Raw genomic sequence first — 25,202 nt, 5'->3', positions numbered from 1 at the left:
GCGCTGCGCAACAGCGCATGGTCAGCGCCCGCCAGCGCCGAACAGGGCGGCTACCAGGGGATCGCGCCTCACTGGAAAGCGCATCAGGACCAGCGGAAACCTGACATCGTCGGCTACGACATGCAGATAGGATTTGCCAGGGTCGACGCAATGGCGCGATGGGCTGCGCCGTAAGGTGACGCGCTGCTCGGCAAGCTCCGGTGCGAGCGAATCGAGGAAGTCCTCGACAAGGCCCCAGTCGGGGTGCAGGCACACGTGCGTACGCCGATCGGGATGAGGGATTGCCGCTCCCCCTTCCACAAGAAGGTCTATGTAATTGCGTGCGCCGGTATGGGATATGCCCAGCAGTTCCGCAATGGCGACCGGTCCCATGGGGCCGTCCTCGAGCGCCGCCACCAGTCGGCGGATGTTGGCAATCTTCCGCAAACCATACATTGTCATGCATTTCTCCGATGTATCGATATAAAAGGCCGCTGAACCGGCGCCCGACAGGCAAAGGCCGGTGCCGGTGCAAGGCGCGCTATCAGAACTTCATGCCCAGGCGTGCGTAGTAATAGCCACCGTTAATGCCGAACGGCGAGAACGACGGGTAGACAGTCACGGCGCTGTTGTCGAGGTTTGCGCGCTGCTCGGCCAGCAGCTTGCCATTGATATGGTCCGGATACTGGTTGAACAGATTGTTCGCGCCCACTGACAGCGTCCACATCTTGTTGAACTGGTAGCTGAGCTCGAGGTCCGTGATCGCGGTCGGCTTGACCTCGGTCTCGTAGTAGGTCGCGCCATCCGAGGATTGCAGTTCCGAGGCTTTGCCGTAGAAGGCTTCGCGGGCATTGATCGTCCAGTTCCCGATCTTCCACAAGGCCCCCAGGTTCACGCGTACCCGCGGCGACGCGGTTTCCAGGTCCGAGATCGCGGTCGCGTCCAGCAGCGTCTGCGGTTGCAGCTGGGCCGGCGCCTGGTTGATCTTGATGACCTGCACCTTGTTGTAGTTGGCCGCCAGCGACCAGTCCACCTTGCCGTTTGCGCCGTAGTTGCTGTTGAGCGTAGTGACGAATTCCAGGCCGCGCGAGCGGGTGTTGACGGCGTTCGAGAAGATGTTGATGCCGGTCTGGACCACGGTCGGGTCCAGCAAATTGCCGTTCGCCAGGATCGCCGCCGTCACCGCCGGCGAGTTGACCGCGCCGCCCGAGCCGTACAGCGAGCCCGAGCCGACGATGCGGTCGCGGATCGTGATCTGGTAAGCGTCCAGCGTGATCGCCAGGTTGGCCGACGGATTGAGCACGATACCGGCGCTCAGGTTGGTCGAGGCTTCCGGCCGCAGGCCATTGACGCCGACCAGGCGGGCGCCCGGGGAGTTCGGCGCCAGCTGTACGAAGGCGCTGCGTGGCGATACGTTGGTGGCCGAATAGTATTCCTCGGCCAGGGTCGGTGCCCGGAACCCGTTCGAGTAGGTGGCGCGCAGGCCGAGCGCCGGCGAGACGTCGTAGCGGCTGGTCAGCTTGCCGACCTTGGCGTTGCCGAAGTCGGAGAAATGCTCGTAGCGACCGGCAAGGTCGACCGTCCATCCGGCTAGCGGCTGTCCGGCCAGGTTCACGTAGGCCGCCTTGTTGTTGCGGCTGTGACTGCCGGCATCGGTCAGCGAGAAGCCAGGAAAGGATTGCGAACCTTCCTTGTAGCGCGAGGGCGCGTCACCGGCACCGATCTCGTATTCGTCGCGACGGTGCTCCAGGCCGACGGCGAAGGTCAGCGGCGTAGCCCAGCCGGCGTCGAACTCGTGGCTCAGGTCGAAGTTGTTGGTCCACTGGCTGGCGGCGAACTTGCCCGCATAGAAGTCGAGCGGGGTAGCGCCGGTGTCGGCGAACAGCGACACGTTGCCGGAGTGCGCCACGCCCAGCTTGGCGACGTCCTTGCCGTAGGTGCTGGACAGGTCCCAGCGCCAGCTGCCGAACGCCTTGCCCTTGATGCCGGCCGTGAAGGCGTAATCTTCTTCGCGGAAGGTTTCCTGCGGCGAGAAGCCGAGCGGGTAGATGGCCGGCAGCCGGTTCGGCATGCGGTAGTTCTCGAAGGCCGCCGCTTTTTTCTTGCCGTAGGTGGCGAAGGCGTAGGCGCTCACGTCGTTGTTCAGGTCGACGCCGAAGTTGGCGGCCAGGATGTGCTGGCGGTACTGGGCGTCGCCCGAGATGTGGTTGACGTTCGGGTAGCCGGGTGCGTTCTTCAGCTGCGGCATCGAGGCCAGGTTGGCCGCGTCGTCGACGCGCGGATCGATCCCGCCGCGGTCCGAAAAGCCGTGGTATTTGCTTTCCACGGTCAGGCTGAGAAAGGCGTCGGTGAAGGGCGTCAGGCCGATGTTGGCGGTGCCGTCGCCGGTACGGCCGCCGCCATCGCCATAGCCGCCGCCATTGATGTTGGCGGTGCCGCCCCGGTAATTCGACTTGAGGATGATGTTGACCACGCCGGCAATGGCGTCGGTTCCGTACTGCGCGGCGGCGCCATCCTGCAGCACTTCGATATGGTCGATCGCGGCCACCGGGATGTAGTTCAGGTCGGCTGCGGCGCCGCCCTGGTAAGGGCCACCCAGAACGGCCAGGTTGGAGGTGCCGTGGCGCCGCTTGCCGTTCACCAGCACCAGTGTGTTGTTGGGCGACAGCCCGCGCAGGCGCGCGGACAAGGTCATGTTGGCCATGTCGCCGCCGAAGGCCTGGGCGGTGAGCGAAGGCAGGTTCTGCGCCAGCGCCTGGAGCAGGTCTGACTGGCCGGTGCGCGTCAGCGAGGTCGAGTCGAGCACCTGTACCGGCGAGGCGCTGTTTTCGACCTTCAGGCCGGTCGCCCGGGTACCGGTGACGATCACGACACCGCTGGCGATCGGGCCGGCTTCGGCTGCCGCTGCCGCTGCTGTTGAGGCTGCTGCAGCGGCGGGCTTGTCGTCCGCGACCGGCTTGTCGTCGGCCGCATGGGCGAGGCCCAGGCCGCAGGAGAGGACGCCGGCGGCGACGCCGGAATGGAGAATAGCCTTGTGCATGATTCTTCCCTTTTCTTTGGACTACAAACGGTTCTTCTGGATGGCCTTGCGATGGGCGGCTTATTTCTTGGCGGCGAGCACCTCGATCTCCACCAGCCAGCCCGGATTCGACAGACCGGCCACCTGCACGACGGCGCGCGCCGGCAGGTTCGGCTGGGTGCCGCCGAAGAACTGGGTATAGCCTTCCATGAAGCCGGCAACATCGGCTTTGCCGTTCCTGGCCGGGTCGCCGACCAGGAAGACCTGCATCTTGACGACGTCGCCGATGCTCAGGCCCATGCCCTTGAGGATGTCCTGGATCTTGTTCAGCACGCCGACGGTCTGGGTCTTGGTGTCGCCGAAGGCGCCGAGTGAATTCGGGTCGGCGGTCTTGTCGATTGCGGGCGGCACCTGGCCGCTGATGAAGTGAATGGTGGTGCCGGATGGCAGCGTGACTGCCTGGGCGATCGGAAAATCCGAGCCCGGGATCTTGTGGCGCACGATGGTATGGGCGGCGGCCGATGCCGCGGCCGGTGCCGCGGCGGCCGGCGGCTGGGCGGCCAGGAGCAGCGGCACGAAAGACAGCACGGCGAGGCGCAAGGCTGCATGGGAAGATGTCATGGATCCTCTTTCTCGATGGTGGATGATCAGTGTTTGTTGCCGAAGCGGCCGTGATGCGCAGGCGCCACGCCAAGGCTGGCGCGCTGCGCCGCGACCTCGTCCGCCGACAGCGGCGCCGCGCCGTTGCCCCAGCTACTGCGCACATAGCTCAGCACCTGGGCGATCTCGGCGTCGTCCAGGCTTCCGGAAAAATCGGGCATGCCGCCGCGGCCCTTGAGCAGAACGGTCGAGACGTCCGCCGACGTGCCCTGCACGAAAGCGTTGCCGGCCAGCGCCGGAAAGGCGCCCGGAATACCCTTGCCGGTGGCCTGGTGACAGGCGGCGCAATTCTTCGCGAACAGGGTCTTGCCGTCCGCCGGCTGGGATGCGCCGGCCTGCGCCTGGGCCTGGCCGTCGCCCCAGCCCAGCCCAGTCCCGGCCAGGGCAAGCGTCATCAGGAAGTGTCGGAGTGTCATGCGCTTGCCCTCCTGTGCAGTTGTTCGATTTGCTGCCAGGCCGATTCGATGGCGCCCGCCTGCCAGCCGGTCAGGTAGCTCAGGTGCTCTCCCGCGAGCAGGACCCGGCCTTCGCCTTCGAGCAGCACCGGATAGGCGCTCTTGCGGCCGGCTTCGTCCCATTCGGCCCAGCCGCCCAGGTTGTACTTGACCCGGTGCCAGGCCACCGAGAACGCGTTCTCGAAGGCGTCGCGGTAGGCCGGGAATATCTTTTCGCCGGCGGCGACCGCGAACTCGGCGCGTTCGGCGGGTGTCAGCGCGCTCACTTCGATCGCATCCAGCGCATAGTGGTAATAACCCAGCACCACGCCCTTCTTCTGTTGCCAGCCCGTGGATGGCAGCGAGATCGTATTGATGCCCTTCATGTCGGTCAGCACATGGCCGCCGTAGATCTGGTCGTCCTCTTCCCAGAAGCGGCGCTTCATCTGCAGGCCGATCTTGCCGACCGGCGCATACGACACCCCCTTCATCGCCGCCTTGAATTTGTCCGAGAAGTCGGTGTCGATCGAGCGGAGCACCGATAGCGGAATCGTGCACAGGACGTAATCGGCCTCCACCGTCGACAGTGCACCGCTCGCCGTGTCCTTGACCTTGATGCCGACCTTGCCCGGCGACTGGCGGATGGCCTGCACCTCCTGGCCGTAGCGGATCTTTTTGCCGAGGCGCTTGGCGAAAGCCTGCGCGATCCGGTCCATGCCCCCGACCGGCTGGAACATCGTCGCGTGCATCGGGAATTCCTGCACCGCGCTGTAGACCTTCCCGACCTTCGAGGCCAGCAGCTCACGGAAGCCAAGCGGATCGGAGAGGCGGCCCGGATTCATCCCGGCGCCCGGATTGACCGCATAGCCGGCACCGTTGCGGCCCCTGTAGACCAGATCCTTGGTGGTCAATGCGCCTTCGTGCGCCAGGTAGTCGAGCAGCAGCACCTGGTCGTCGGCAGTGAGCTGGGCATCGAGTTGCCTGCCCTGCACCGACTTGGCAAGCAGCTCCGCCACGTGGCCGCGCATGTCGGCCTTGACCTGTTCCTGCCGCAGGCGTTTTTTCGAGAACGCTCCCGCGTCCTCCATGTAGACCCAGGCATGGTCGTTGTCGTTGACCATGACCTCGAGCGGCACCTCGAACTGCCTGGTGTAGTACAGCGTGGACTGGTGATCGAGCGGAATGCGCCAGGGGCCATGGTTGATGTACATGCCTTCGTCAAACCGGCAGGACTGGCTCTCGCCGCCCAGTTCCTGCAGGCTGAAGCCCTTGCGCGCCGTCTGGCAGCGTCCGCCGGCAAAGAGGCGCGCTTCGAGCACCTCGACCTGGTAGCCCAGCTTGGACAGCTCCCAGGCGGCGGTCATGCCGGCCAGGCCGGCGCCAAGGATGGCGACCTTCTTGCCTTTGCCGCTGCCGGATAGTGGAGGCGGCGCATGCGCCGTCGACGCAATGCCCATGCCCCAGGCATTCATCGTGTTGAGCAGGAGTGACGAGCCGCCGACGGCTGCGGCACGGAACAGGAATTCTCGTCGGGTCAAGGACGGGCCGGAACAATTCATTCTCACCTCATTGGGTCGTTACAAAAAACTTCCGCTTGCGCTTCTGTTTCAGCAATACCCGTGCCAGACAAATGAGGCTTTTCGGCTATTTCTCCTTTTAAAATAAACTTTGTTCGACTTATTTTCGAATGTAAGTTTCTAGTAATTTAAGAATTCAAAATAAAGTTTGTTTTTAATATTTGTAGCCTCGTGGAATAAAGGAGTTTGCGGGAGCACCTTAGTTTGGAAACACACTTTGTTTTCCCACAGTCAGACTTTGTTTTGCAAAAAGCCCTGGGAAACAGGAAAACCGATTTGACGCACTGCACCATGCCAGCCCGGACTGCACCGGATTGGTCATCCGGGTTTCAGATGCTGCACCGCAACGAACGGATATCCCGCTACCGATGCTGACCTTGCCATCGCGGTCGGAAGGTCGTCCTTGTCCAGCCAGTAGCAGAACTGGCCGAAGCTGGGCGTCTCCGAGGATGGGTGCCCGCGGTAGAACTCGTCGAGCATCTGGCGGTAGGCGGCACGGCGCGCCAGCGCAGCGCCGGGATGTGCAGCACGATAGCGGGCGACCGCGGCGCGGAAGATGGCGCGTGTCGCCTCGTCGACATTCGTGCCGGGGCAACTATCCGACTTGCGCGGCCGGCCACGCTTGACGCCGCTGTTGGCGGCACGGGTCTTGCCACGCGCGCCCGAATTCGCATAATCCGGCAGCAGGGCGTCCATGCTCTGGCCGCGCTCCCAGAAGCGGCGCAGCCAGCGCAAGACGCTTGCACGCGAGACCCCATGTTCCGCGGCGCAGCACGCCACCATGGCGGCACGTTTGCGGGTATCGTACAAGGCCGGAGACTGGGACTGCAGGCTGCTGACGGTCTTCCAGGCCCTGGCCTGCATGTCGCGATGCTTCTCGGGAAGAACAGGTGGCGCGACCGGTGCCGCGTAGGGGTCCTGCAAGAGCAGGCGGGCGCGGCCGTTGCCCACGTCGCCGGCAAGAGCATGTATCGGAATGGGCCGAGGTAGGCTGCGCGGCTTACCGAGTTCGAATATATGGAGAAGGCCGCGTTCGCGTTCGATATACAGGACCCGCAGCAGGCATCCCTGGGCTTCGTACTGAATCACATCGTTTGGCAGAAACATGAGTGGCTCCCTTGCGCGTTCGGATAATCGAACCCATGCAAGGATCAGGCCATCAAGTCCTCAATTCCTGCCGCGCGAGCGATCCTCCGGCCAGGCCTGGCGCGCGCAGGCGATGGCCTGCTCGTTCCAGCGCCCGTCCAGCACCAGGCAGCGTTCGACCGACGAGCCGGTGTGGAAGCGCGAGACCGCCAGCACCAGCACGAGCACCAGTGCCAGCAGCAAGCCGAGGGCGGTAGGTCCCTTCATCACGCTAGGGACGGACGGATCCGGATGAGGTGAGATTGCGCGTACGGCTCCAGCTCCAGTACGCGCGCAGGCCGAGCAGCACGGCGACGACCGTGCCCCAGACGATGGGTTGCTCGAAGTTGTGCTTGCCCGCCTTCATCCACCAGTAATGCAGGATCGCCAGCGGCGCGATTAGGTAGATCAGGCGGTGCAACTGGGCCCAGCGCCGGCCGAGACGCTTGATCATGGCGTTCGTGCTGGTCGCGGCCAGCGGCAGCAGCAGCACGAAGGCGATGAAGCCGACCGTGATAAAGGGGCGCTTCAGCACGTCCTTCCACATGGCGGCGACATCGAAGTTGTGGTCGGCCCACAGGAAAGTCATGAAGTGCATCAAGGCGTAGAAGAAGGTATATAAACCCAGCATGCGCCGCAGGCGGACCAGCCAGTTCCAGCCGGTGACGCGGCGCAGCGGCGTGATGGCGAGGGTCGCGCACAGCAGGTACAAGGCCCAGTCGCCGGTGCCGTGGGTGACGAACTCGACCGGCTCGACCGGCACCTGCTGGACGATCAGCCAGACGATGCGCGCGAACGGCAGCAGCGCCAGCACGAACACCACGCTCTTGAGCGCGGCGAGCTGCTTCGGCGATGGGCTGACGGCTGGTCTCAGGGGCGCGTTCTTGGTCATCTGGCCTCGTCAGAAGTATTTCTTCAGGTCCATCCCAGTATACAGGGACGCCACCTGGTCGTAGCCGTTGAACATCAGGGTCTTGCGCTTCGGCGCGAAGAAGCCGCCCTCGCCGATGCGGCGCTCGCTGGCCTGCGACCAGCGCGGGTGGTCGACGTTCGGGTTCACGTTCGAATAAAAGCCGTATTCCTCGGGCGCGACCGTGTTCCAGGCGGTGCGCGGCTGGTCGCGCACGAAGCGGATGCGGACGATCGACTTGGCCGACTTGAAGCCGTACTTCCAGGGCACGATGACGCGCACCGGCGCGCCATTCTGGTTCGGCAGCACCTGGCCGTACATGCCCACCGTGAGCAGGGTCAGCGGGTGCATGGCTTCGTCCATGCGCAGGCCTTCCACGTAGGGCCATTCCAGCACGCGGCTGCCGACGCCCGGCATCTGGCGCTTGTCGGCCAGGGTCGTGAATTCGACGTATTTCGCATTGCCGGTCGGCTCGACCTGCTTGATCAGGTTGGCCAGCGAGTAGCCGACCCAGGGGATCACCATCGACCAGCCCTCGACGCAGCGCAGGCGGTAGATGCGCTCTTCCAGCGGCGCCAGCTTGGTCAGTCGGTCGATGTCGAGGGTCAGCGGCTTCTTGACCTCGCCGTCGATCTGCACCGTCCACGGCCGGGTGCGCAGGGTGTGCGCGTTCTGGGCCGGGTCGGATTTGTCGGTGCCGAATTCGTAGTAGTTGTTGTAGTGGGTCGCGTCCTCGAAGGAGGTCTGCTTTTCCGTGGTCGAGAAGGCGGCATTGCGGGCGGCGGCCAGCCTCGGGGCCGGCGTGGTCTGCGCGAACGCTTCGCGGTTGGCCAGTTCCCATAGCGAGGAGCCGACCGCGGCGGTGGCCGCGATGCGGGCGATGAACTGGCGCCGGCCTTCGTAGACCTCGCGCGGCGTAATTTCGGAGGGGAACGGCAAGTCGATGCCGTTCGGGTTTCGTTTGATCAGCATGGCTGGCTCCCGCAATACATGCCGGGCGCACAGCTTGCGTCCGACATGTCAACCTTACACTATTTACCGGGATTCAGCCGCGCAAGCGCAGCCTCGTCAGAGCTTGCCGTACGAGTGAAGCCCGGACAGGAACATGTTCACGCCCAGGAAGGCGAAGGTGGTTACCACGAGACCGATCAGGGCCCACCAGGCGGCGGTGCGGCCGCGCAGGCCGGACATCAGGCGCATGTGCAGCCAGGCCGCGTAGTTCAGCCAGACGATCAGGGCCCAGGTTTCCTTCGGGTCCCAGGACCAGTAGCCGCCCCAGGCCTCGGCCGCCCACAGCGCGCCCAGGATGGTCGCCACCGTGAAGAAGGCGAAACCGACCGAGATCGACTTGTACATCACGTCGTCCAGCACTTCCAGCGACGGCAGGCGGTCGGCCAGGATGCCGTGCGACTTGAGCAGGTAGGCGCTGCCGACCATGGCCGCCAGCGAGAAGGTGCCGTAACCGATGAAGTTGGCCGGCACGTGGATCTTCATCCACCAGCTCTGCAGGGCGGGCACCAGCGGCTGGATCTCGGCGGCGCTGCGCGCCACCGTGTACCACAGCAGGAAGCCGACCGCGGCCGAGATCACCAGCAGCACGAAGGCGCCCAGCTGACGGGTAGCGTAGCGCTGCTCGTAGTACAGGTAGAACAGCGCGGTGATCATCGAGAACAGGATGAAGACTTCGTACAGGTTCGACACCGGGATGTGGCCGACGTCGCTGCCGATCAGGTAGGACTCGTACCAGCGCACCATCATGCCGGTGAAGCCCAGCACCACGGCGGCCCAGCACAGCTTGGAGCCGACACTGGTGCCGAACGGCGAACGGGCGAGCAGGCCGATCCAGTAGAACACGGTCGAGAACACGAACATGGTACTCATCCACAGGATCGCGGACTGGCTCGACAGCATGTACTTGAGGAAAAATCTTTGGTTGGCGGCTTCCAGCGAACCGCCATACAGCGAAATCGCCCATAGCGACAGCACGGCGATCAGCGGAATCAGCCAGCGCACCGGTTTCCAGTGCCAGCCGAGGAAGGCGAAGGTGGGCGCGGCCAGCACCAGGATCGCCTGTTCGTAGACGTCCATGAAGCTGCCGTAGCGCTGCAGCGCGAACAGCGCGGCCGCCAACAGGCCGGCGCCGTACAGCCAGTCGATTGCCGTCAGGCGCTTGAAAAAGCCGGGCGGCTGCGTATAAGCCGGCTGCGAGGCCGCCTGCGCGGCCGGCGACGACGTGCTGGGTGCTTGGGTTGCTTGCGACATGGGTCTCTCTCCGGTTTCGGCCCTAGCTTACGCCGATTTGCGACGATTGCGGCAGTCTGGTCTTCAAATCATCGAACTCGCGCTCGAAGTCGAGCGTCTTGCGCTGGGTGCTCATCGCCATCAGCGCATGAGCAAAATGCGGCGCATCGCCACCCTGCTCTCTGACCCAGACCCAGATGCGGCGCTCGCGGATGTAGAACATCGAGAAGATGCCCAGCACCAGCAGCAGGCAGCCCAGGTAGACCACTTTCTTGCCGGGCGAACGCGTCACCTGCAGTACCGAGGCTTTGACTTCCGTGAAGTCCTCGAGCGACAGGTACACGGGCGCGCCGTAGAAGAAGCTGTCGGACAGCGCATTTGTCGCCAGCTGCAGGAAGCGGCCGTGGGCCTCGCTCGGCTCGACCGGCGGCTGGCCCGCGCGCGCATGGGCAGCCTGCCACAGTTCCCACATGGCGCCGTTGAGCATCTTCATGAACACGTTGGCCGCCTTTTCCTGCTCGGCGGGCGGAATCCGTTCGAGGAATTGCGAGACCGCGAGATAGCCGCCATTGCCCTTGGCGCCGTCGCCGGCGAAGATGGCCAGGGTCTTGGCCGCCGATTCCTGCAGCTGGCGCGCCAGCGCGGCGTCGCCTTTCGCCTGCGGCAGGGCGCGCGCGGCATAGCGGCGCGCGGCTTCCTCGCGCAGGGAGGGATCGGCCAGCGCGGCGCGCAGGCGCATCCATTCGCGCACGCTGTGCTGGTCGTCGGACGGGATGCGCAGGAAGCTGAACGGATCGCCCGGGTTATTCCGCACGCCGGCCAGGTAGACCTCGGCACCTTCGAGCGTCACCGGCTGCATGTAGTTCATGAATTCGCGCGCCTGGCCGGTCTGGTCGCGCAATTTGTATTGCACGCTCGGGCCGACATTCTTGAGGTCCTTGTTGTTGGCGGTCTTGGCCGCCGAGCCCGTATGTTCGGACAGGGTGCGGGCGAACTGCTCGTTGAACGATTGCCCTTGCTTGACGTCGCGCACGTCCTGGCCTTCCTTCTGGCCGGCCGTGGTGTTCTCGACGTTGAAGGCGCGGAAGCCCGACCACTCGACGGTATAGGGCACGTTTTCTTGCTTCAGCTCGGTCGCGCTGCCGACTTCGCCCTCGATCGCAAAGGCTTTATCGGAAGCGCCCGCCATCGGGTAGCCGGTCAGCTTGAGCTTGCTGCCGCCGTCCTCGATGCCGGACTGGTAGACGGCCACGCCGCGGTAGATCAGCGGCTGGTTGACCTTAATGCTGGCCGGGAAAGTCTTGCCGGTCTCGTGGTCGCGGATCGTCACTTCGCTGGCGAACAGCTTGGGCATGCCGGTCGAGTAGAAGTCGACGATGAACTTGTTCAGGTGGATCGTGAACGGCAGCTCCTGGACCAGCACGCCGTTCGCCTGCGGCAGGATGGCGCTGGCGCTGTCCTGCCCTTCCGGAATCAGGGTGTTGCCGCGGAAGCTGGGATTGCCCAGGCCGAGGCGGTGCCGGGACGGGATCTGCGCGATCAGGCCGGCGCCCGTGTACGGTGTCTTGCCCATGAACCATTCCTGGAACCGGATCGGCAAGTCCGAATCGAGCAGCCCGCCCAGCAGGATGATCACGATGGCCGAGTGCGCGAAGATGTAGCCGAACTTGTTGGCGGCGCCCTTCTTGGCCGCCACCAGCACTCCGCCCGGCTTGTCGACCAGCTTGACGCGGTAGCCGGCGTCGTTCAGGCGCTGGGCGGTCCGGCTGGCCAGCGCCACCGCGCTGCCCTCGGCCGTCCAGGCGGTCTTGTGGTGGAAGTTGCGCAGCGATTCCTCGCGCACGCTCTCGCGCCAGCTGCGCATGTCGCGCAGCATCTTGGGCGCATTGCGCGCGATGCACAGGCTGGTGGAGACGATCAGGATGGCCAGGATCAGCAGGAACCACCAGGCGCTGTAGACCGTGTACAGGCCGAGCTTGCGGAAGATCTCGAACCAGAACGGTCCGAACTGGTTCACGTAGTCCGGTGCGGCCTCGTTCTGCTTCATGACCGTGCCGATGGTGGCGGCGATCGCCAGCATCACCAGCAGGCCGATCGCGAAGCGCATCGACGACACCAGTTCGACCGCCTCGGCCAGGCCGCGGCGGCGCGTTTTCAACTCAATTCCCGTGGTGCTCATCGATTTCCTGGCGGGCGCAAGCGCCCGGATTTACTTCAGGCCGGCGATGTAGTCGGCAACGGCTTTCATTTCCTCGTCCGACATGCGCTTGGCCAGGGCGCCCATCTGCGGGCTGTTGTTGCGCGCGCCGGTCTTGAAGGCCTGGAGCTGGTTGAAAGTATAGTCCTGGTGCTGGCCTGCCAGGCGCGGGTATTGGGCCGGGATGCCCGAACCGGTGGCGCCGTGGCAGCTGGCGCAGGCGGCCACGCCGCGGTCGGCGATGCCGCCACGGTAGATCTTGCGACCCAGTTCGATGGTGTCCTTGTTGCGCGCCGCGCCCGGCTTGGGCTGCTGGGTCGCCAGCCAGGCCGCGATGTTCGACTTTTCTTCGTCGTTCAGCATCTTGGCGTAGGTGGTCATCACGGGCTGCTGGCGGTTCGGGGTGGTGAAGTCGACCAGCTGCTTGTGGATATAGCTGTCGACCTGGCCGGCGAGCTTGGGATTGGCGACGATGGTGGAATTGCCGCCAGCGCCATGGCAGGAGGCGCAGGCCGGCAGGCCGCGTGCGTTGTCGCCGGTGTCGTACAGCGAACCGCCCTTGGCGGGGTCGGCTTTCACAGCAGCGCCGTGGGCCGCATCGGCTGCGGAGGCGCTACCGGCAAACGCCAGGGTCGCGAGCAGCAAGGACTTTACGATTGCCGCGCCGGCGGCCGGGAAAAACACACGATTCATTCAAGCACCCTGAAAAAATTAACAATAATTCTTGCGTACAGTGCAGCGGCCATGCTCGTGTCCCGCCGAAGGAGAGCGCCAACGACAGCGCCGACGACAGGTAACTCCCTATTGTACAATAGCTTTGTTTCCGAACCGCCTCTTTTGTTGTCTTTTTCGCTCCAACCAAGCGCACCCACCCATGTCCAAACTCTGGCAAGCCCGCTTCTTCACGACCGTCAACCAGCTGCGCGACCTGCCGCGCACGCAGGTGCCGGAAATCGCCTTCGCCGGACGCTCCAACGCGGGCAAGTCGACGGCGATCAACATCCTGACCAACCAGAAGGGTCTCGCCTTCGCCTCCAAGACGCCGGGCCGCACCCAGCACATCAACTTCTTCTCGATCGGCGGCGCCCACGTGGCCATGCACCGCAAGGACCCGACCAATGTCGACGAGATCCAGGCCCTGCTGGTCGACCTGCCCGGCTACGGCTACGCGGAAGTGTCGGGCGACGCCAAGCTGCACTGGCAGAGGCTGCTGGGCGACTACGTGCAGCGCCGCGAGCAGCTGGCGGCCCTGGTCCTGATCATGGATTCGCGCCGCCCGTTCACCGAGCTCGACATTCAGATGCTGGAATGGTTTGCCCCGACCGGCAAGCCGATCCACTGCATCCTGACCAAGGTCGACAAGCTGAACCGCAACGAATCGACCAATGCGCTGCGCCAGGCGCGCCAGGTGCTCGACAGCTACGTGGACGAGGAAGGCAAGGGCTTTCCCTTCACCGTGCAGCTGTTCTCGGCCCTGAAGCGGGTGGGCATCGACGAAGCGAACGACAAGATCATCGAACTGCTGGGCCTGCAAGACGACGAACAGGACGAGGCCCCGCAGGACGCTCCGCTCTGAACCTTTCAAGGATTAAGACATGCCGATCATTACGCCATCCCAGTACCCCGCCGTGCGCATGCGCCGCATGCGCCGCGACCCGTTCTCGCGCGCCCTGATGCGCGAGAACACCGTCACCGCTTCCGACCTGATCTACCCGGTATTCATTCTCGAAGGCCAGAACCAGCGCCAGCAGGTGGCCTCGATGCCGGGTGTCGAGCGCGTGTCGGTCGACCTCCTGATGAAGGTGGCCGAGGAGTGCGTGGCATTGGGCATTCCGGTGCTGGCCCTGTTCCCGATGGTTGACGCTTCGCTGAAGACCTATGACGGCGTGGAAGCGACCAATCCTGACGGCCTGGTGCCGCGCGCAGTAAGGGAACTCAAGCGCAACTTCCCTCAGCTGGGGATCATGACGGACGTCGCCCTCGACCCGTACACGACCCACGGCCAGGACGGCTTGCCGGACGAAAACGGCTACATCGTCAACGAAAAGACGATCGCCATGCTGACCCGCCAGGCCATGGCCCAGGCCGAGGCCGGGGTCGACATCATCGCCCCGTCGGACATGATGGACGGCCGCATCGGCGCGATCCGCATGGCGCTGGAAGAACAGGAATTCATCCATACCCGCATCATGGCCTACTCGGCCAAGTACGCCTCGGGCTACTACGGCCCCTTCCGCGACGCGGTCGGCTCGGCCGCCAACCTGGGCAAGGCCGACAAGAACACCTACCAGATGGACCCGGCCAACAGCGACGAAGCCCTGCGCGAAGTGGCGCTGGACATCGCCGAAGGCGCCGACATGGTGATGGTCAAGCCCGGCATGCCCTACCTCGACGTGGTGCGCCGCGTGAAGGACGAGTTCAAGGTGCCGACCTTCGCCTACCAGGTCAGCGGAGAGTATGCGATGCTGCAGGCCGCTTTCCAGAACGGCTGGCTGGATCCGGACAAGATCATCCTCGAGACCATGATGGCGTTCAAGCGCGCTGGCGCCGACGGCGTGCTGACCTATTTCGCGCTGGACGTGGCGCGCAGGCTGAAGGCGATGGCCTGAATGTAAACTTGGATTCCCGCCTTCGCGGGAATGACGAACGTAGCGCCGTCGTTCCCGCGAAGGCGGGAACCCAAGTTCCGATCGGCCGCCCCTACCTCGGCGGCTTGTAATCCGGAAACATTTCCTTGTACAGGAAGTCCATCAGTTCCTTCGTATCCTGCGGCCTTGCCGACAGCGTCACCACCTTGTTCAGGCGGTGCGAATCCCATTCGAAGTCGCCGGTCTTTTCCTTGCGGATCAGCTCGATCATCTTCTTGACGATCGCGGTTTCGATGTCCGGATCGCTGCCGCGCTCGACCGTGACTGCCGTCAGCCAGCGCCGCTTGAAGTTCGGGTTCCAGCCGCGGAATTTCACGTCGGCCCGGCTGAAGGTCTTGTTGGTGACGCTGAACACGCCGCCGGTCTCGTTCGGGTCTTGGCCGCCGCGGCCGTTGATGGCAGCGATATTCGCCATCGCGTTGCGCATGCCGCGCTGGGCGTCGCTTTCCTCGGCCGGCTGCTCGCTGCGCGCGCCGCGCGCCTGGCGGCGCTTCTCGATGAAGGCCGCCATGTCGGTTTCGTCCGGCTGCAGCTTGGTTTCTTCCTTCGGCTTCGGCTTGGGTTCCTCGACGTGCTTTTCGTTCGGCAAGGTGATCGTGTCCGGCAGGCGCGGCACCACGATACGAGGCTGTGTGAATTTCGGCTTCAAGGGCGCGGTCTTGGCGCTCTGCTTCGGCGCCGCTTGCGCGGCCTGCGGGGTCGGTTTGCTGGGTTTCAAGGGCGGCAGCCAGACGACGGCTTCGCCCCTCTTGGGCGGCGCGTGATGCTCGGTTTTCGGCTGGAACAGCCAGACCGCCACCAGCAGCAGGTGCAGGCCGACGGTGACGATCAGGCCGGTACGGTTCGGCCCGGTTTTCCCGTAAGTGACCACTTTCTTGCCAGGCAGCGGCTGGCCGCAATGTGCGCAGACATCGCTGTCTTCCAGCGGGATATGGGAATGGTCACGCAAGATAGTCGTACAACTTTCCGGGAAGTAGCAAAGAATGGTCCGAGGGCCGCAGTCTAACCTGTTTTGGGTGAGACGCACATGTTTGTTAGACCTTCGCTAACAGCTTACAAGCTGACCGGATTGACGGTTGTTACAGAATGTATCCTTGACGCGACAGAGCGTTGATCACTGGGTGACCAACGCCGTCGCATTTATTACGCCACCTTGGTCAGCACGACCTGGGGCGCTTCGTGGTGAGGCGCCTGCTCCAGCTGTTGCAGGTGCTCGTCCGTCATCGGTCCCTTGCCGCTGTAGCGGTCGAGGTAGAGGTAGATCACCGGGGTAATGTACAGCGTGATGACCTGCGAGAAGATCAGGCCGCCGCACACCGCCAGGCCGAGCGGCTGGCGCAGTTCGGCGCCGGCGCCCAGGCCGAGGGCGATCGGCAGCGCCCCCATCAGCGCGGCCAGGGTCGTCATCAGGATCGGGCGGAAGCGCAGGATGCAGGCCTCGCGGATCGCCTGCTCCGGCGTCATTCCCTGGTTGCGCTGGGCGTCCAGGGCGAAGTCGATCATCATGATCGCGTTCTTCTTCACGATACCGATCAGCATCAGGATACCGATCATGGCGATCATCGTCAGGTCCATGTTGAACAGGCGCAGCGTGAGGAGCGCGCCCACGGCCGCCGACGGCAGGCCGGCCAGGATCGTGATCGGGTGGATGAAGCTCTCGTACAGCACGCCCAGCAGGACGTAGATCACGCCCACCGCCGCGATGATCAGGATCAGCTGGCTCGACTGCGAGTCCTGGAACACCGCGGCATCGCCGCCGTATTTCGTGATGATCGAGGCCGGCAGCTTCATGTCGCGGCCCATCTGCTCGATCGCCGCGGTGGCGTCGCCCAGCGGGGCGTCCGGCGCCAGGTTGAACGACAGCGTGATCGCCTGCAGCTGGCCCTGGTGGTTGACGGCGATCGGGCCAACCGTGCGCTTGACGCTCGCCAGGCTGGACAACTGCACCAGCTGGCCGGTCTTGCTGCGCACCGACAGGCGCGACAGCGCGTCCTCGAACTGGCGGTCCTCGTTGGCCGTTTCCAGGATCACGTAGTAGCTGGCCGCGGTCGAGTAGATGGTCGACACCTGGCGCTCGCCGAAGGCGGCATACAGCGCGGTGCGCACGTCGCCCAGCTGCACGCCCAGCAGGTTGGCCTTGTCGCGGTCGATGTCGAGGGTCGCCTGCAGGCCTTTTTCCTGGGTGTCGCTGGTGACGTCGCGGAACAGCGGATTGTTGCGCATGCGTTCCTGGAACTCGTTGGCCCACTGGCCGATGTCCGCGCCCGACACGCTCTGCAGCGTGTACTGGTAGCGGCTCTTGCTCTGGCGGCCGCCCAGCTGCAGGTTCTGCACCGGCGACATGTAGACGTTGATGCCGGCGATCTTGCGGGTGGCCTTGCGCAGGCGCTCCATCACCTGCGGCATCTTGTCGCGCTGGTCACGGGGTTTCAGCACCACGAACATGCGGCCATTGTTGCCGCCGCCCGAGAACGCGGTCGTGTCCTGCACCGCCGGATCGGCCTGGATCGCGGCCGCGACCTGGGCATGCAGCGTCTGCATGGCGGAGGACGAGATGTCTTCCGAGGCTTCGGTGGATACCCGCAGCTGGCCGATGTCTTCTTCGGGGAAGAAGCCCTTCGGGATGGTCGTGTACAGCAGCACCGTCAGCGCGAAGGTGCCGAACGCGATCAGCAGCACCACGAAGCGGAAGCGCAGCGCCAGGTCGAGCGTCTTTTCGTAGGCGTTGCGCACCCTGGTGAAGCCGGCCTCGAAGTGGCGGCCGATGAAGCTCTTTTCTTCGGCGTGGCCATGGCCCTGCCCCTGCTTGTGCTCCGGCAGCAGGCGCGAGGCCAGCATCGGCACCAGGGTCAGCGACACCACCGCCGACACCATGATGGCCAGGCCGACGATCACGGCGAATTCGTGGAACAGCAGGCCGATCACGCCCGGCATGAAGAAGATCGGGATGAACACCGCCACCAGCGAGATCGAGATCGAGATGATGGTGAAGCCCATCTCGCGCGACCCCTCCAGCGAGGCGCGCAGCGGCTTCTTGCCCATCTCGATGTGGCGCACGATGTTCTCCAGCACCACGATCGCGTCGTCGACCACCAGGCCTACCGCCAGCGTGATGCCGAGCAGCGAGATGTTGTCGAGACTGTAGCCGAAGGCGTACAGCAGGCTGAGGGCGCCCAGCAGCGAGATCGGCATCGTGATGGCCGGGATGAAGGTCGCCGAGACGCGGTGCAGGAATAGGAAGATCACCAGTACCACCAGGCCGACGGTCAGCCCCAGCGTGAAATTCACGTCGTGGATCGCCTCGCGGATCGACTTCGAGCGGTCGTTGACCAGGTTGATCTTGATGGACGCCGGCAGCTGCGACTGGAAGCGCGGCAGGAGTTTACGCACGTGGTCGACCACGTCGACGGTGTTGGCGTCGGGCTGGCGCTGCACCAGCAGCACGATCGCACGCTCGCCGTTGTAAGCGCCGTAGGCCTTGGTCGACTGGTAGCTGTCCTCGACGGTGGCGACATCCTTCAGGCGCACCGGCTGGCCGTCGCGGACGGCGACGATCAGGTCGGCGAAATCGGCCGCCTTCATCATTTGAGGCGGGCCCTGGATGGTGAGGGTTTGCTGCGGGCCGTCCAGCACACCGAGCGCCGCGTTCGAGTTGGCGGTGCGCAGCGAGGCGGCCAGCTCGTCCATCGTCAGGTTACGCGCGTTCATCAGGTCGGTCTTGGCGCGCACGCGCACCGCGAACTTCTTGCCGCCGTTGACCGATACCTGGGCCACGCCCGGCAGGGTCGAGATCGCCGGCGACACCAGGTTCTCGGCGTAGTCGTTCAGCTCCGACAGGTTCATCGACGGCGAGGTCATGGTCATGAACAGCACCGGCGCGTCGGCCGGGTTGACCTTGCGGTAGGACGGCAGGTCCGTCATCTCCTGCGGCAGCTGGCGCTGGGCCGCCAGCAGCGCGGCCTGGACGTCGACCGCGGCGCGGTTGACGTCGATCGAGTTGTCGAATTCCAGCGTCAGCGAGGTATTGCCCTGGGTGCTGGTGGAGGTGATCAGGTTGATGCCGGCGATCGTCGAGAACTGCTTCTCGAGCGGCAGCGCGACCGACGACGCCATGATCTCCGGACTGGCGCCCGACAGGTTGGCGTTGACGTTGATGACCGGGGTGTTATAGCTGGGCAGCGCCGCGACCGGGATGTGCATGTAGGCCAGCACGCCGACCAGGATCAGGCTGACCGACAGCAGCACGACCATGATCGGCCGGCGGATACATAGTTCGGAGATGCTCATGCGGTCCCGCCCTTCTTGCCGGCGCCGGCTTTCTGGCTGCCTTCGCCGCCGTCTTTGGACATGTCGGAGGCCAGGCGCACCTTGCCGCCCGGACGCACGTTCTGCTTGCCCTCGGTAATGATCTGCTCGTTGCCGCTCAGGCCGCTGACGGCGGCGTCCGTGCCGGCCCCGTACAGGCGCTGCACCGGCACCTGGCGCGCCGAGTGGTCTTTCTCCAGCACGTACACGTAGGTGCCCTGGGCGTTGGTGATGATCGCGCTCTGCGGCACCACGACGGCATCCTTGATGGTCTGCACGGTGACCTTGGTGTTCACGTACTGGCCCGGCCACAGCGTGGTGTCGCGGTTGGCGAATTCGGCCTTGACCTTGATGGTGCCGGCGGTCGGGTCGACGGTGTTGTCGATGAAGCTCAGGGTGCCGGTGACCGGCGCCATGCCGGCGCCCGGGGTCGCCTCGACGTCGATCTTGCCGCGCTTTTGCGCCGCCAGCAGGGCCGGCAGGCTCGATTCCGGCAACGTGAACGCGATCGTGATCGGATCGAGCTGGGTGATGGTGGTGAGCGAGGTGGCCGGCTGCACCAGGCTGCCCGGGTAGACGGCGATGCCGCCGACGCGGCCGGACATCGGCGCGCGGATCGCGGTGTAGCTGGTGCTCACGCCGGCGGCGCGCGCCGCCGCATTGTCCGACTGCAGGGTCGCCCTGGCCTGGTCGACCTGGGCATGCAGGGTGTCGACCGCGCTCTGGGCGATGAACTTCTGCGCGAACAGGTCCTGGCTGCGCTTGTACTGGCGTTCGAGGTCGGCCAGCTGGGCGCGGTCGCGCTCGACCTGGGCCTGGGCCTTGTCCTGGTTGGCGCGGTCGGCGCGGTCGTCGAGCGAGAACAGCAGCTCGCCGGCCTTCACGAACTGGCCTTCCTTGATGTGGACCTGGCGGATGGTGGCGGTGGTCTGCGGGTGCAGGTCGACGGTGCGGATCGGGGTCACGGTGCCGTTGGCCTGCTGGACCACCGGCACGTCGCGGCGTTGCGGCGCCACCACATTGACGACCGCCGGCGGCTGGCCGCCCTTGCCCTTGGCGCCGCCTGGGCCGCCCGCGCCCGCGCCAGCGCCGTCCTTTTCCTGGCTGCAGCCACTGGCGCCGGCGAGGACGATGACGGCGGCGGCGATGGCTCCGAGATGATGCTTTTTCATTCCACTCCCTATGCCGCCAGTGCCGGCGGCTTCGTTTTTATAATGTGATGAGGATGACGTACTGGTAAGCGACTTGAAGGTCTCCCGCGGCGATTTTCGCACATCGGCATGCCGGTGAGATCACTTCCCTGGGTAATACTCCGGCAACATGAGCGTGACTTCGAGCCCGCCCTCCGGGTGGTTGGTCAGAGAAATGCTGCCGCCATGCTGTTCGGCGATGTTGCGGGCGATCGTCAGGCCCAGGCCGGTGCCGCCCGATTCGCGCGAGCGCGAGCCCTCGACGCGGTAGAACGGATCGAACACGCGCGCCAGCTCGGCTTTCGGGATGCCGGGGCCGGCGTCGCGGATGCGGATCCGCGCCGCGCCGTTGATGCGGTCGACCGTGACCCGGGCCGACTGGCCGTACTTGACCGCGTTGTCGATCAGGTTGACCAGGCAGCGGCGCAGGTCCATCGGGCGACCCAGCAGCGCCAGGTTGGCGGTGCCGGCCAGGGTGACGCGCTGGCTGGCGTCGGCGGCATCGGCGCAGACGGAGTCCAGCAGCGAATCGAGGTCCAGCATCTGCATGGTCTCGGTGGTGTCCATGCTGCGCGCCAGGTCCAGCCCTTCGCGCACCATCGCCTGCATCGCCGAGAGGTCGCCGATCAGGCGCTGCTGCAGCTCTTCGTCACCGACCTTCTCCAGGCGCAGGCGCATCCGCGTGAGCGGGGTCTGCAGGTCGTGGGTGATCGCGGCCAGCATCTGGGTGCGCTGGAAGATGTACTGGCGGATCCGCGCCTGCATCGCATTGAAGGCGGCGCTGGCCTGGCGGATCTCGTCGGCGCCGGTCAGGTCCAGCGGCGGATGATTGATGTCGTTGCCGAGGTCCTTCGCGGCCTGGGCCAGCTGCTTGAGCGGACGGGTGGTCATGCGCGCCACCAGGTAGGCAAGGAAGCCAATGCTGAGCAGGAACAGCGAAATCGTGCCGCTGTAGTCGGTGTGCTCCGGCGAGGTGGCAAAGCGCGGGGGCAGGACCGACAGGATCAGCGGGGTGCCGTCGCGCAGGCCGACCAGGATGCTTTCGCAGGTGCCGCGCCACTTCATGCGCAACAGGCCGAACATCACCGACTGCTCGCGCGCCAGCGCGCACGACGCGGGACGCGCGGCCAGCGACTGCATGCGATAGGGCCGGCTGTCGGCGGCCTTGTTCATGCGCGCCGCCAGCAGCTGGGTGAATTCGGTCGGCGCCGGCGCCAGGGACGGCAAAACCGGTCCCGCCGCCTCGAGGCGCATGCCGGGGCGGTTCGCCACCTCCAGGTAGGCGCTGCGTGCGGATTCGGGGACGATCTCGGTGGCCATGATCAGCTGTTCGGCGCGGTCCAGCGAATGCTGGTCGCGGTACTCGTCGATCACGCGCGCGCGCTCGGCGTCCGCCACCAGCTGGGTCAGCGCGGCGGTCAGCAGTACGCCCAGCAGCAAGGTGATGAACACACGGCCCGTCATCGAGCCGAAGAATGCCTTCACGCGCCGGGCTCCACGCTCACCTGGCCGGCCAGCACGTAGCCGCCGTTACGGACTGTCTTGATAATCTGGGGCATGCGCGCGTCCTCGCCCAGTTTCTGGCGCAGGCGGCTGATCTGGATGTCGATCGAGCGGTCGAAGGGATCCGCATCGCGGCCCTGGGTCAGGTTCAGCAGCTGGTCGCGGTTCAGCACGCGGTTCGGATGCTCGAGGAACACCCGCAGCAGGCGGAACTCGGCGCCCGACAGCATGATGACCACGCCCTGCGGGTTGACCAGGTGGCGCGCCGTCAGGTCCAGGGTCCAGCCCGAGAACTTCATCTGCTGCACGTTCTCGGTCTGGGAGTTCGGCGGCATCGCGTGGCTGCGGCGCAGCACGCTGCGGATGCGCGCCAGCAGTTCGCGCGGCTCGAACGGCTTCGGCAGGTAGTCGTCGGCGCCCATCTCGAGGCCGAGGATGCGGTCGAGCGGCTCGTTGCGGGCGGTGAGCATGATCACCGGGAGGGTCGAATTCGCGCGCAGCTTGCGGCACAGGGTCAGGCCGTCGTCGCCGGGCAGGTTCAGGTCGAGCACGATCAGGTCCGGGCGCGCCTCGTCCAGCGCCTTCCACATCGCATTGCCGTCAGCGGCAGCCAGCGCGCGGTAGCCGTTCGCTTCCAGGTAATCGGCCAGGAGCGAGCGGATGTCGCGGTCGTCGTCGACAATCAAGATGGTAGATGGAGTATCCATGGCATCATTATCCCGACTTAGCGTGCCCCTGAACAGCGACTTTGTATCGGCTTGTATATGGATAGTGCAAGGAAACAAATTGATACAAAGGGCGAGACAGCGGACACGCTGGGCTTACATCTTTCACCGATGATGGTCTCACTGTGGCAGCCGCCACATCAACCTGACTAGGAAAAAAAGAGATGAACACTTTACGCAAAACCCTCCTCACCGGACTGGCCGCGCTGTCTCTGGGCGGCGCAATGATCGGCGCCCAGGCGCAAGCCCAGGCTCCCGACACCCACCCGAAGGCGCAGCTGAGCAAGGAAGAGCGCCAGGCCAAGCGCGCCGAGTTCATGGCCAAGCGCGAGCAGATGCATGCCCAGCGCGTCGCCAGACTGCACGACGAACTGAAGATCACGCCGGCCCAGGAAAGCGCCTGGAACGCCTTCGTGGCCTCGATGAAGCCGGCGCAGCGCATGGCCGGCGAACACGGCGACCGCGCCGCCTGGGCCGGCCTGAGCGCTCCGCAGCGCGCCGCGAAGATGATCGAGATGCAGAAGCAGCGCACGGCGTTCATGGAGCAGCGCCTGGCCGCCCTGAACACCTTTTATTCGGTGCTGACGCCGGAGCAGAAGAAGGTCTTCGACGAAAAGGCGGCGCAGATGCAATCGCGCTTCGGGCGCCATGGCGAGCATGGCGGACAGCAGAATGGCGGACAGCAGCGCGGCGATACCGCGCGCGGCTGACCGGTCCGCTGATGTAGAAAAGGGATGCCGCGGCATCCCTTTTTTTCTTTACTGCAGACGGGCCAGCGAAGCCAGGAACTTCCCGCTGTCCTGATAGCCAATCACCCGCCCATCCGGAATCTCCTTCCCTGCCCGGTCGAACAGGATGATCCCCGGCGGCCCGAACAGCCCGAAGCGCTTCAGCATGGCGCGGTCGGCGGCATCGTTGGCGGTCACGTCCACCTGCAGCAGCACCGTATTCGCCAGCCGCGCTTTAACCGCCGGGTCGACGAAGGTCAGCTTTTCCATCTCCTTGCAGGACACGCACCAGTCGGCATAAAAGTCGAGCATGGCGGTCTTGCCGTTCGTGGCGGCCAGCGCGGCGTCGAGCTGCTCGACGGTCTTGATGCGCGTGAAGGCCAGCGGCTGGGCGGGCGCGCCGCCGGTGAAGCGCGCCAGCGGCGCCAGCGGGTCGCGCGCGCCGCTGGCGACGCCCACGAGCTGGGTTGCGCCCAGCACCGCCAGGCCGGTGCCGAGGGCCATGGCGGCCCAGTGGCGCGGCTTGCCGGTGGCGCGCAGCAGGTAGAAACCATAGCCGAGCAGCAGCGCCGCCCACAGCAGCATCTGGACCAGGCCCGGCAGCACCGGCGCCACCATCCACAGCGCCATCGCCAGCATCAGCACGCCGAAGAAACGTTTTACCGACTCCATCCACAGGCCGGCGCGCGGCAGCAGCGAACCGGCCGACAGGCCCACCAGCAGCAGCGGGATGCTCATCCCTAGCGCCATCGCGAACAGGGCGGCGCCGCCGACCAGCACGTCGCGGGTCTGGCTGATGTAGACCAGGGCGCCGGCCAGCGGCGCGGCCACGCACGGACCGACGATCAGGGCCGAGATCGCGCCCATGGCGAACACCCCGGCCAGCTTGCCCGAAGCCTGGCGGCCGGAAGCGTCGGCCAGGCGGGTCTGGAGCGCGGCCGGCACCTGCAACTGGAACACGCCGAACATCGACAAGGACATCGCCGCGATCAGCAGCGCGAACGCGCCCAGTACCCATGGGTTCTGCAGTGCCGCGGCAAGGCCCTCGCCGAGCAGGCCGGCGGCCACGCCCAGCAGGGTGTAGACGATCGCCATGCCGAGCGAATACGCCAGCGACAGCACGAAGCCGCGCGTGCGCCCGGCGTGCCGGCCTTCGCCGACGATGATCGAGGACAGGATCGGCACCATCGGCAGCACGCAGGGCGTGAACGCCAGGCCGAGGCCGAGCAGGATGAAGGCGGGAACGATGGCGAGCAGGCGGCCGCCCTGCAGCAAGGCGGCGATGCCGGACAGTTCGGAGGGCGCGGCCGCGCTTGCGGGGCCGGACACGGCGGCGGGCGGGGACGCCGGCGCTGGCTTGGCAGCGGATTCCGCGGCGGGCACGGCAGGCTGGGAGGCGGCGGACGGCAGCGGCTGGCCCGGCAGCGTGAATGAGGACGCGCCCTCGGCGGCCGCGGTCGAACCGAGCGCGCCGGTGCCGGACTGGCCGGACGGCAGGATCATCTGTGGCTGCGACTGCCCTGCCCCGCCGCCGTTGCCGGCGACCAGGCGAATGGTCGCGTCCTGCGGCGGGTAGCACAGGCCTTTGTCGGCGCAGCCCTGCCCGCTGGCGGTGAGCGTGAACGGCCCCTCTCCCTGCACCGGGATCCGGATCGCGACACCGTGGTGATAAGTCTCGACCTCCTTCTGGAAAGTATCGTCGAATTTGATCTTGCCGGGCGGGATCTGCGGCTCGCCAAGCTTCGCGCCGGCGGCGGCGAATTTGAAGCGCTCACGGTACATGTAATAGCCGTCGGCGATCGCATAGCTGACTTCGGCCGTGTGCGGATCGAGCATGCGGGCGGAGAACTTGAAGGCCTGTTCGGGCGGCAGGAAGCCGTCGTCCGCGCGCGCGGGCGCCAGCAGGACGGTGCAGGCGATCAGGGAAAGCAGGAGTCGAAGCATGGATAGCACGTGATGGG

At 65.5% G+C, this 25,202-nt stretch carries 21 protein-coding genes; 3 read left to right on the top strand and 18 right to left on the bottom strand.

Features of this window, described 5'->3' with window-relative positions; translation table 11 throughout:
- Window positions 1–21: 21 nt before the first annotated feature.
- The 12 genes from ACI48D_RS10580 to ACI48D_RS10525 form a co-directional block, all read right to left on the bottom strand.
- Window positions 22–441, bottom strand: a complete 420-nt coding sequence (locus ACI48D_RS10580) for a hypothetical protein (RefSeq protein ID WP_435571173.1) — start codon at window positions 439–441, stop codon at window positions 22–24.
- 82 nt (window positions 442–523) lie between these two features.
- Window positions 524–3,019 (bottom strand): TonB-dependent receptor plug domain-containing protein, encoded by a 2,496-nt coding sequence (locus ACI48D_RS10575; RefSeq protein ID WP_435571172.1) that lies wholly within the window; start codon window positions 3,017–3,019, stop codon window positions 524–526.
- A 60-nt stretch (window positions 3,020–3,079) separates the two neighbouring features.
- A complete protein-coding gene (locus tag ACI48D_RS10570) occupies window positions 3,080–3,619 on the bottom strand; it encodes a RidA family protein (RefSeq protein WP_435571171.1) in 540 nt (179 codons plus the stop codon).
- A 26-nt stretch (window positions 3,620–3,645) separates the two neighbouring features.
- The gene (locus ACI48D_RS10565; RefSeq protein ID WP_435571170.1) at window positions 3,646–4,074 is read right to left on the bottom strand and encodes a c-type cytochrome; all 429 of its coding nucleotides are present in this window, start codon (window positions 4,072–4,074) and stop codon (window positions 3,646–3,648) included.
- On the bottom strand, window positions 4,071–5,630 hold the full coding sequence (locus ACI48D_RS10560) for a flavin monoamine oxidase family protein (RefSeq protein WP_435571169.1): 1,560 nt from the start codon (window positions 5,628–5,630) through the stop codon (window positions 4,071–4,073). Before ACI48D_RS10560 ends, ACI48D_RS10565 begins: the two co-directional genes overlap by 4 nt.
- Before the next feature lie 357 nt (window positions 5,631–5,987).
- Complete coding sequence (locus tag ACI48D_RS10555) at window positions 5,988–6,776, bottom strand: hypothetical protein (RefSeq protein ID WP_435571168.1); 789 nt, start codon at window positions 6,774–6,776, stop codon at window positions 5,988–5,990.
- Between the two features lie 60 nt (window positions 6,777–6,836).
- On the bottom strand, window positions 6,837–7,022 hold the full coding sequence (locus tag ACI48D_RS10550) for a hypothetical protein (protein ID WP_435571167.1): 186 nt from the start codon (window positions 7,020–7,022) through the stop codon (window positions 6,837–6,839).
- A gap of 4 nt (window positions 7,023–7,026) precedes the next feature.
- Window positions 7,027–7,686 carry a sulfite oxidase heme-binding subunit YedZ gene (locus ACI48D_RS10545; RefSeq protein WP_435571166.1) on the bottom strand — a complete coding sequence of 220 codons (660 nt, stop codon included), beginning with the start codon at window positions 7,684–7,686 and terminating at the stop codon, window positions 7,027–7,029.
- A 9-nt stretch (window positions 7,687–7,695) separates the two neighbouring features.
- On the bottom strand, window positions 7,696–8,676 hold the full coding sequence (gene msrP, locus ACI48D_RS10540; RefSeq protein WP_435571165.1) for a protein-methionine-sulfoxide reductase catalytic subunit MsrP: 981 nt from the start codon (window positions 8,674–8,676) through the stop codon (window positions 7,696–7,698).
- A gap of 96 nt (window positions 8,677–8,772) precedes the next feature.
- Window positions 8,773–9,966: a c-type cytochrome biogenesis protein CcsB gene (gene ccsB / locus ACI48D_RS10535; protein WP_435571164.1), complete on the bottom strand. Its 1,194-nt coding sequence runs from the start codon at window positions 9,964–9,966 to the stop codon at window positions 8,773–8,775.
- Between the two features lie 22 nt (window positions 9,967–9,988).
- Window positions 9,989–12,124 (bottom strand): cytochrome c biogenesis protein ResB, encoded by a 2,136-nt coding sequence (locus ACI48D_RS10530; protein ID WP_435571163.1) that lies wholly within the window; start codon window positions 12,122–12,124, stop codon window positions 9,989–9,991.
- Window positions 12,125–12,154: 30 nt separating this feature from the next.
- Window positions 12,155–12,835, bottom strand: coding sequence for a c-type cytochrome (locus tag ACI48D_RS10525; RefSeq protein WP_435571162.1), 681 nt, complete (start codon window positions 12,833–12,835; stop codon window positions 12,155–12,157).
- A gap of 181 nt (window positions 12,836–13,016) precedes the next feature.
- Between ACI48D_RS10525 and yihA the strand changes: the two genes are divergently transcribed.
- Window positions 13,017–13,718: a ribosome biogenesis GTP-binding protein YihA/YsxC gene (yihA, locus tag ACI48D_RS10520; RefSeq protein WP_435571161.1), complete on the top strand. Its 702-nt coding sequence runs from the start codon at window positions 13,017–13,019 to the stop codon at window positions 13,716–13,718.
- A gap of 19 nt (window positions 13,719–13,737) precedes the next feature.
- Window positions 13,738–14,751, top strand: coding sequence for a porphobilinogen synthase (hemB, locus tag ACI48D_RS10515; protein ID WP_435571160.1), 1,014 nt, complete (start codon window positions 13,738–13,740; stop codon window positions 14,749–14,751).
- A gap of 91 nt (window positions 14,752–14,842) precedes the next feature.
- Here the strand turns inward: hemB and ACI48D_RS10510 are convergent, their stop codons facing one another.
- The 5 genes from ACI48D_RS10510 to ACI48D_RS10490 all read right to left on the bottom strand — a co-directional run bounded on the left by ACI48D_RS10510 (window position 14,843) and on the right by ACI48D_RS10490 (window position 22,495).
- On the bottom strand, window positions 14,843–15,739 hold the full coding sequence (locus ACI48D_RS10510) for a hypothetical protein (protein WP_435571159.1): 897 nt from the start codon (window positions 15,737–15,739) through the stop codon (window positions 14,843–14,845).
- Between the two features lie 194 nt (window positions 15,740–15,933).
- Window positions 15,934–19,077, bottom strand: coding sequence for an efflux RND transporter permease subunit (locus ACI48D_RS10505; RefSeq protein WP_435571158.1), 3,144 nt, complete (start codon window positions 19,075–19,077; stop codon window positions 15,934–15,936).
- A complete protein-coding gene (locus tag ACI48D_RS10500) occupies window positions 19,074–20,267 on the bottom strand; it encodes an efflux RND transporter periplasmic adaptor subunit (protein ID WP_435571157.1) in 1,194 nt (397 codons plus the stop codon). Before ACI48D_RS10500 ends, ACI48D_RS10505 begins: the two co-directional genes overlap by 4 nt.
- 120 nt (window positions 20,268–20,387) lie before the next feature.
- On the bottom strand, window positions 20,388–21,770 hold the full coding sequence (locus ACI48D_RS10495) for an ATP-binding protein (protein ID WP_435571156.1): 1,383 nt from the start codon (window positions 21,768–21,770) through the stop codon (window positions 20,388–20,390).
- Entirely contained in the window at window positions 21,767–22,495 is a 729-nt protein-coding gene (locus ACI48D_RS10490; protein WP_435571155.1) for a response regulator, read from the bottom strand. The genes ACI48D_RS10495 and ACI48D_RS10490 overlap by 4 nt, the downstream gene beginning before the upstream one ends.
- Window positions 22,496–22,677: 182 nt before the next feature.
- Here ACI48D_RS10490 and ACI48D_RS10485 point away from each other — a divergent pair, with 182 nt between their 5' ends.
- Window positions 22,678–23,223 (top strand): Spy/CpxP family protein refolding chaperone, encoded by a 546-nt coding sequence (locus tag ACI48D_RS10485; RefSeq protein WP_435571154.1) that lies wholly within the window; start codon window positions 22,678–22,680, stop codon window positions 23,221–23,223.
- 48 nt (window positions 23,224–23,271) lie between these two features.
- Here the strand turns inward: ACI48D_RS10485 and dsbD are convergent, their stop codons facing one another.
- The gene (gene dsbD / locus ACI48D_RS10480; protein ID WP_435571153.1) at window positions 23,272–25,185 is read right to left on the bottom strand and encodes a protein-disulfide reductase DsbD; all 1,914 of its coding nucleotides are present in this window, start codon (window positions 25,183–25,185) and stop codon (window positions 23,272–23,274) included.
- Window positions 25,186–25,202: the final 17 nt, after the last annotated feature.

Source organism: Massilia sp. LXY-6, from assembly GCF_051233485.1.
In the GTDB taxonomy this organism is placed as follows: Bacteria; Pseudomonadota; Gammaproteobacteria; order Burkholderiales; family Burkholderiaceae_D; genus Telluria.
Note: the sequence above shows the minus strand (reverse complement) of the source record. Positions and strands in the feature narration are given on the sequence as shown.

Bases quoted from the DNA above. Each gene is read 5' to 3' on its own strand.
- yihA (WP_435571161.1), top strand. From the start codon at position 13,017: ATGTCCAAACTCTGGCAAGCCCGCTTCTTCACGACCGTCAACCAGCTG.
- ACI48D_RS10550 (WP_435571167.1), bottom strand. From the start codon at position 7,022: ATGAAGGGACCTACCGCCCTCGGCTTGCTGCTGGCACTGGTGCTCGTG.
- ACI48D_RS10500 (WP_435571157.1), bottom strand. From the start codon at position 20,267: ATGAAAAAGCATCATCTCGGAGCCATCGCCGCCGCCGTCATCGTCCTC.
- ACI48D_RS10525 (WP_435571162.1), bottom strand. From the start codon at position 12,835: ATGAATCGTGTGTTTTTCCCGGCCGCCGGCGCGGCAATCGTAAAGTCC.
- ACI48D_RS10530 (WP_435571163.1), bottom strand. From the start codon at position 12,124: ATGAGCACCACGGGAATTGAGTTGAAAACGCGCCGCCGCGGCCTGGCC.
- msrP (WP_435571165.1), bottom strand. From the start codon at position 8,676: ATGCTGATCAAACGAAACCCGAACGGCATCGACTTGCCGTTCCCCTCC.
- ACI48D_RS10505 (WP_435571158.1), bottom strand. From the start codon at position 19,077: ATGAGCATCTCCGAACTATGTATCCGCCGGCCGATCATGGTCGTGCTG.
- ACI48D_RS10485 (WP_435571154.1), top strand. From the start codon at position 22,678: ATGAACACTTTACGCAAAACCCTCCTCACCGGACTGGCCGCGCTGTCT.
- ACI48D_RS10580 (WP_435571173.1), bottom strand. From the start codon at position 441: ATGACAATGTATGGTTTGCGGAAGATTGCCAACATCCGCCGACTGGTG.
- ACI48D_RS10575 (WP_435571172.1), bottom strand. From the start codon at position 3,019: ATGCACAAGGCTATTCTCCATTCCGGCGTCGCCGCCGGCGTCCTCTCC.
- ACI48D_RS10545 (WP_435571166.1), bottom strand. From the start codon at position 7,686: ATGACCAAGAACGCGCCCCTGAGACCAGCCGTCAGCCCATCGCCGAAG.
- ACI48D_RS10490 (WP_435571155.1), bottom strand. From the start codon at position 22,495: ATGGATACTCCATCTACCATCTTGATTGTCGACGACGACCGCGACATC.
- hemB (WP_435571160.1), top strand. From the start codon at position 13,738: ATGCCGATCATTACGCCATCCCAGTACCCCGCCGTGCGCATGCGCCGC.
- ACI48D_RS10570 (WP_435571171.1), bottom strand. From the start codon at position 3,619: ATGACATCTTCCCATGCAGCCTTGCGCCTCGCCGTGCTGTCTTTCGTG.
- ccsB (WP_435571164.1), bottom strand. From the start codon at position 9,966: ATGTCGCAAGCAACCCAAGCACCCAGCACGTCGTCGCCGGCCGCGCAG.
- ACI48D_RS10555 (WP_435571168.1), bottom strand. From the start codon at position 6,776: ATGTTTCTGCCAAACGATGTGATTCAGTACGAAGCCCAGGGATGCCTG.
- dsbD (WP_435571153.1), bottom strand. From the start codon at position 25,185: ATGCTTCGACTCCTGCTTTCCCTGATCGCCTGCACCGTCCTGCTGGCG.
- ACI48D_RS10565 (WP_435571170.1), bottom strand. From the start codon at position 4,074: ATGACACTCCGACACTTCCTGATGACGCTTGCCCTGGCCGGGACTGGG.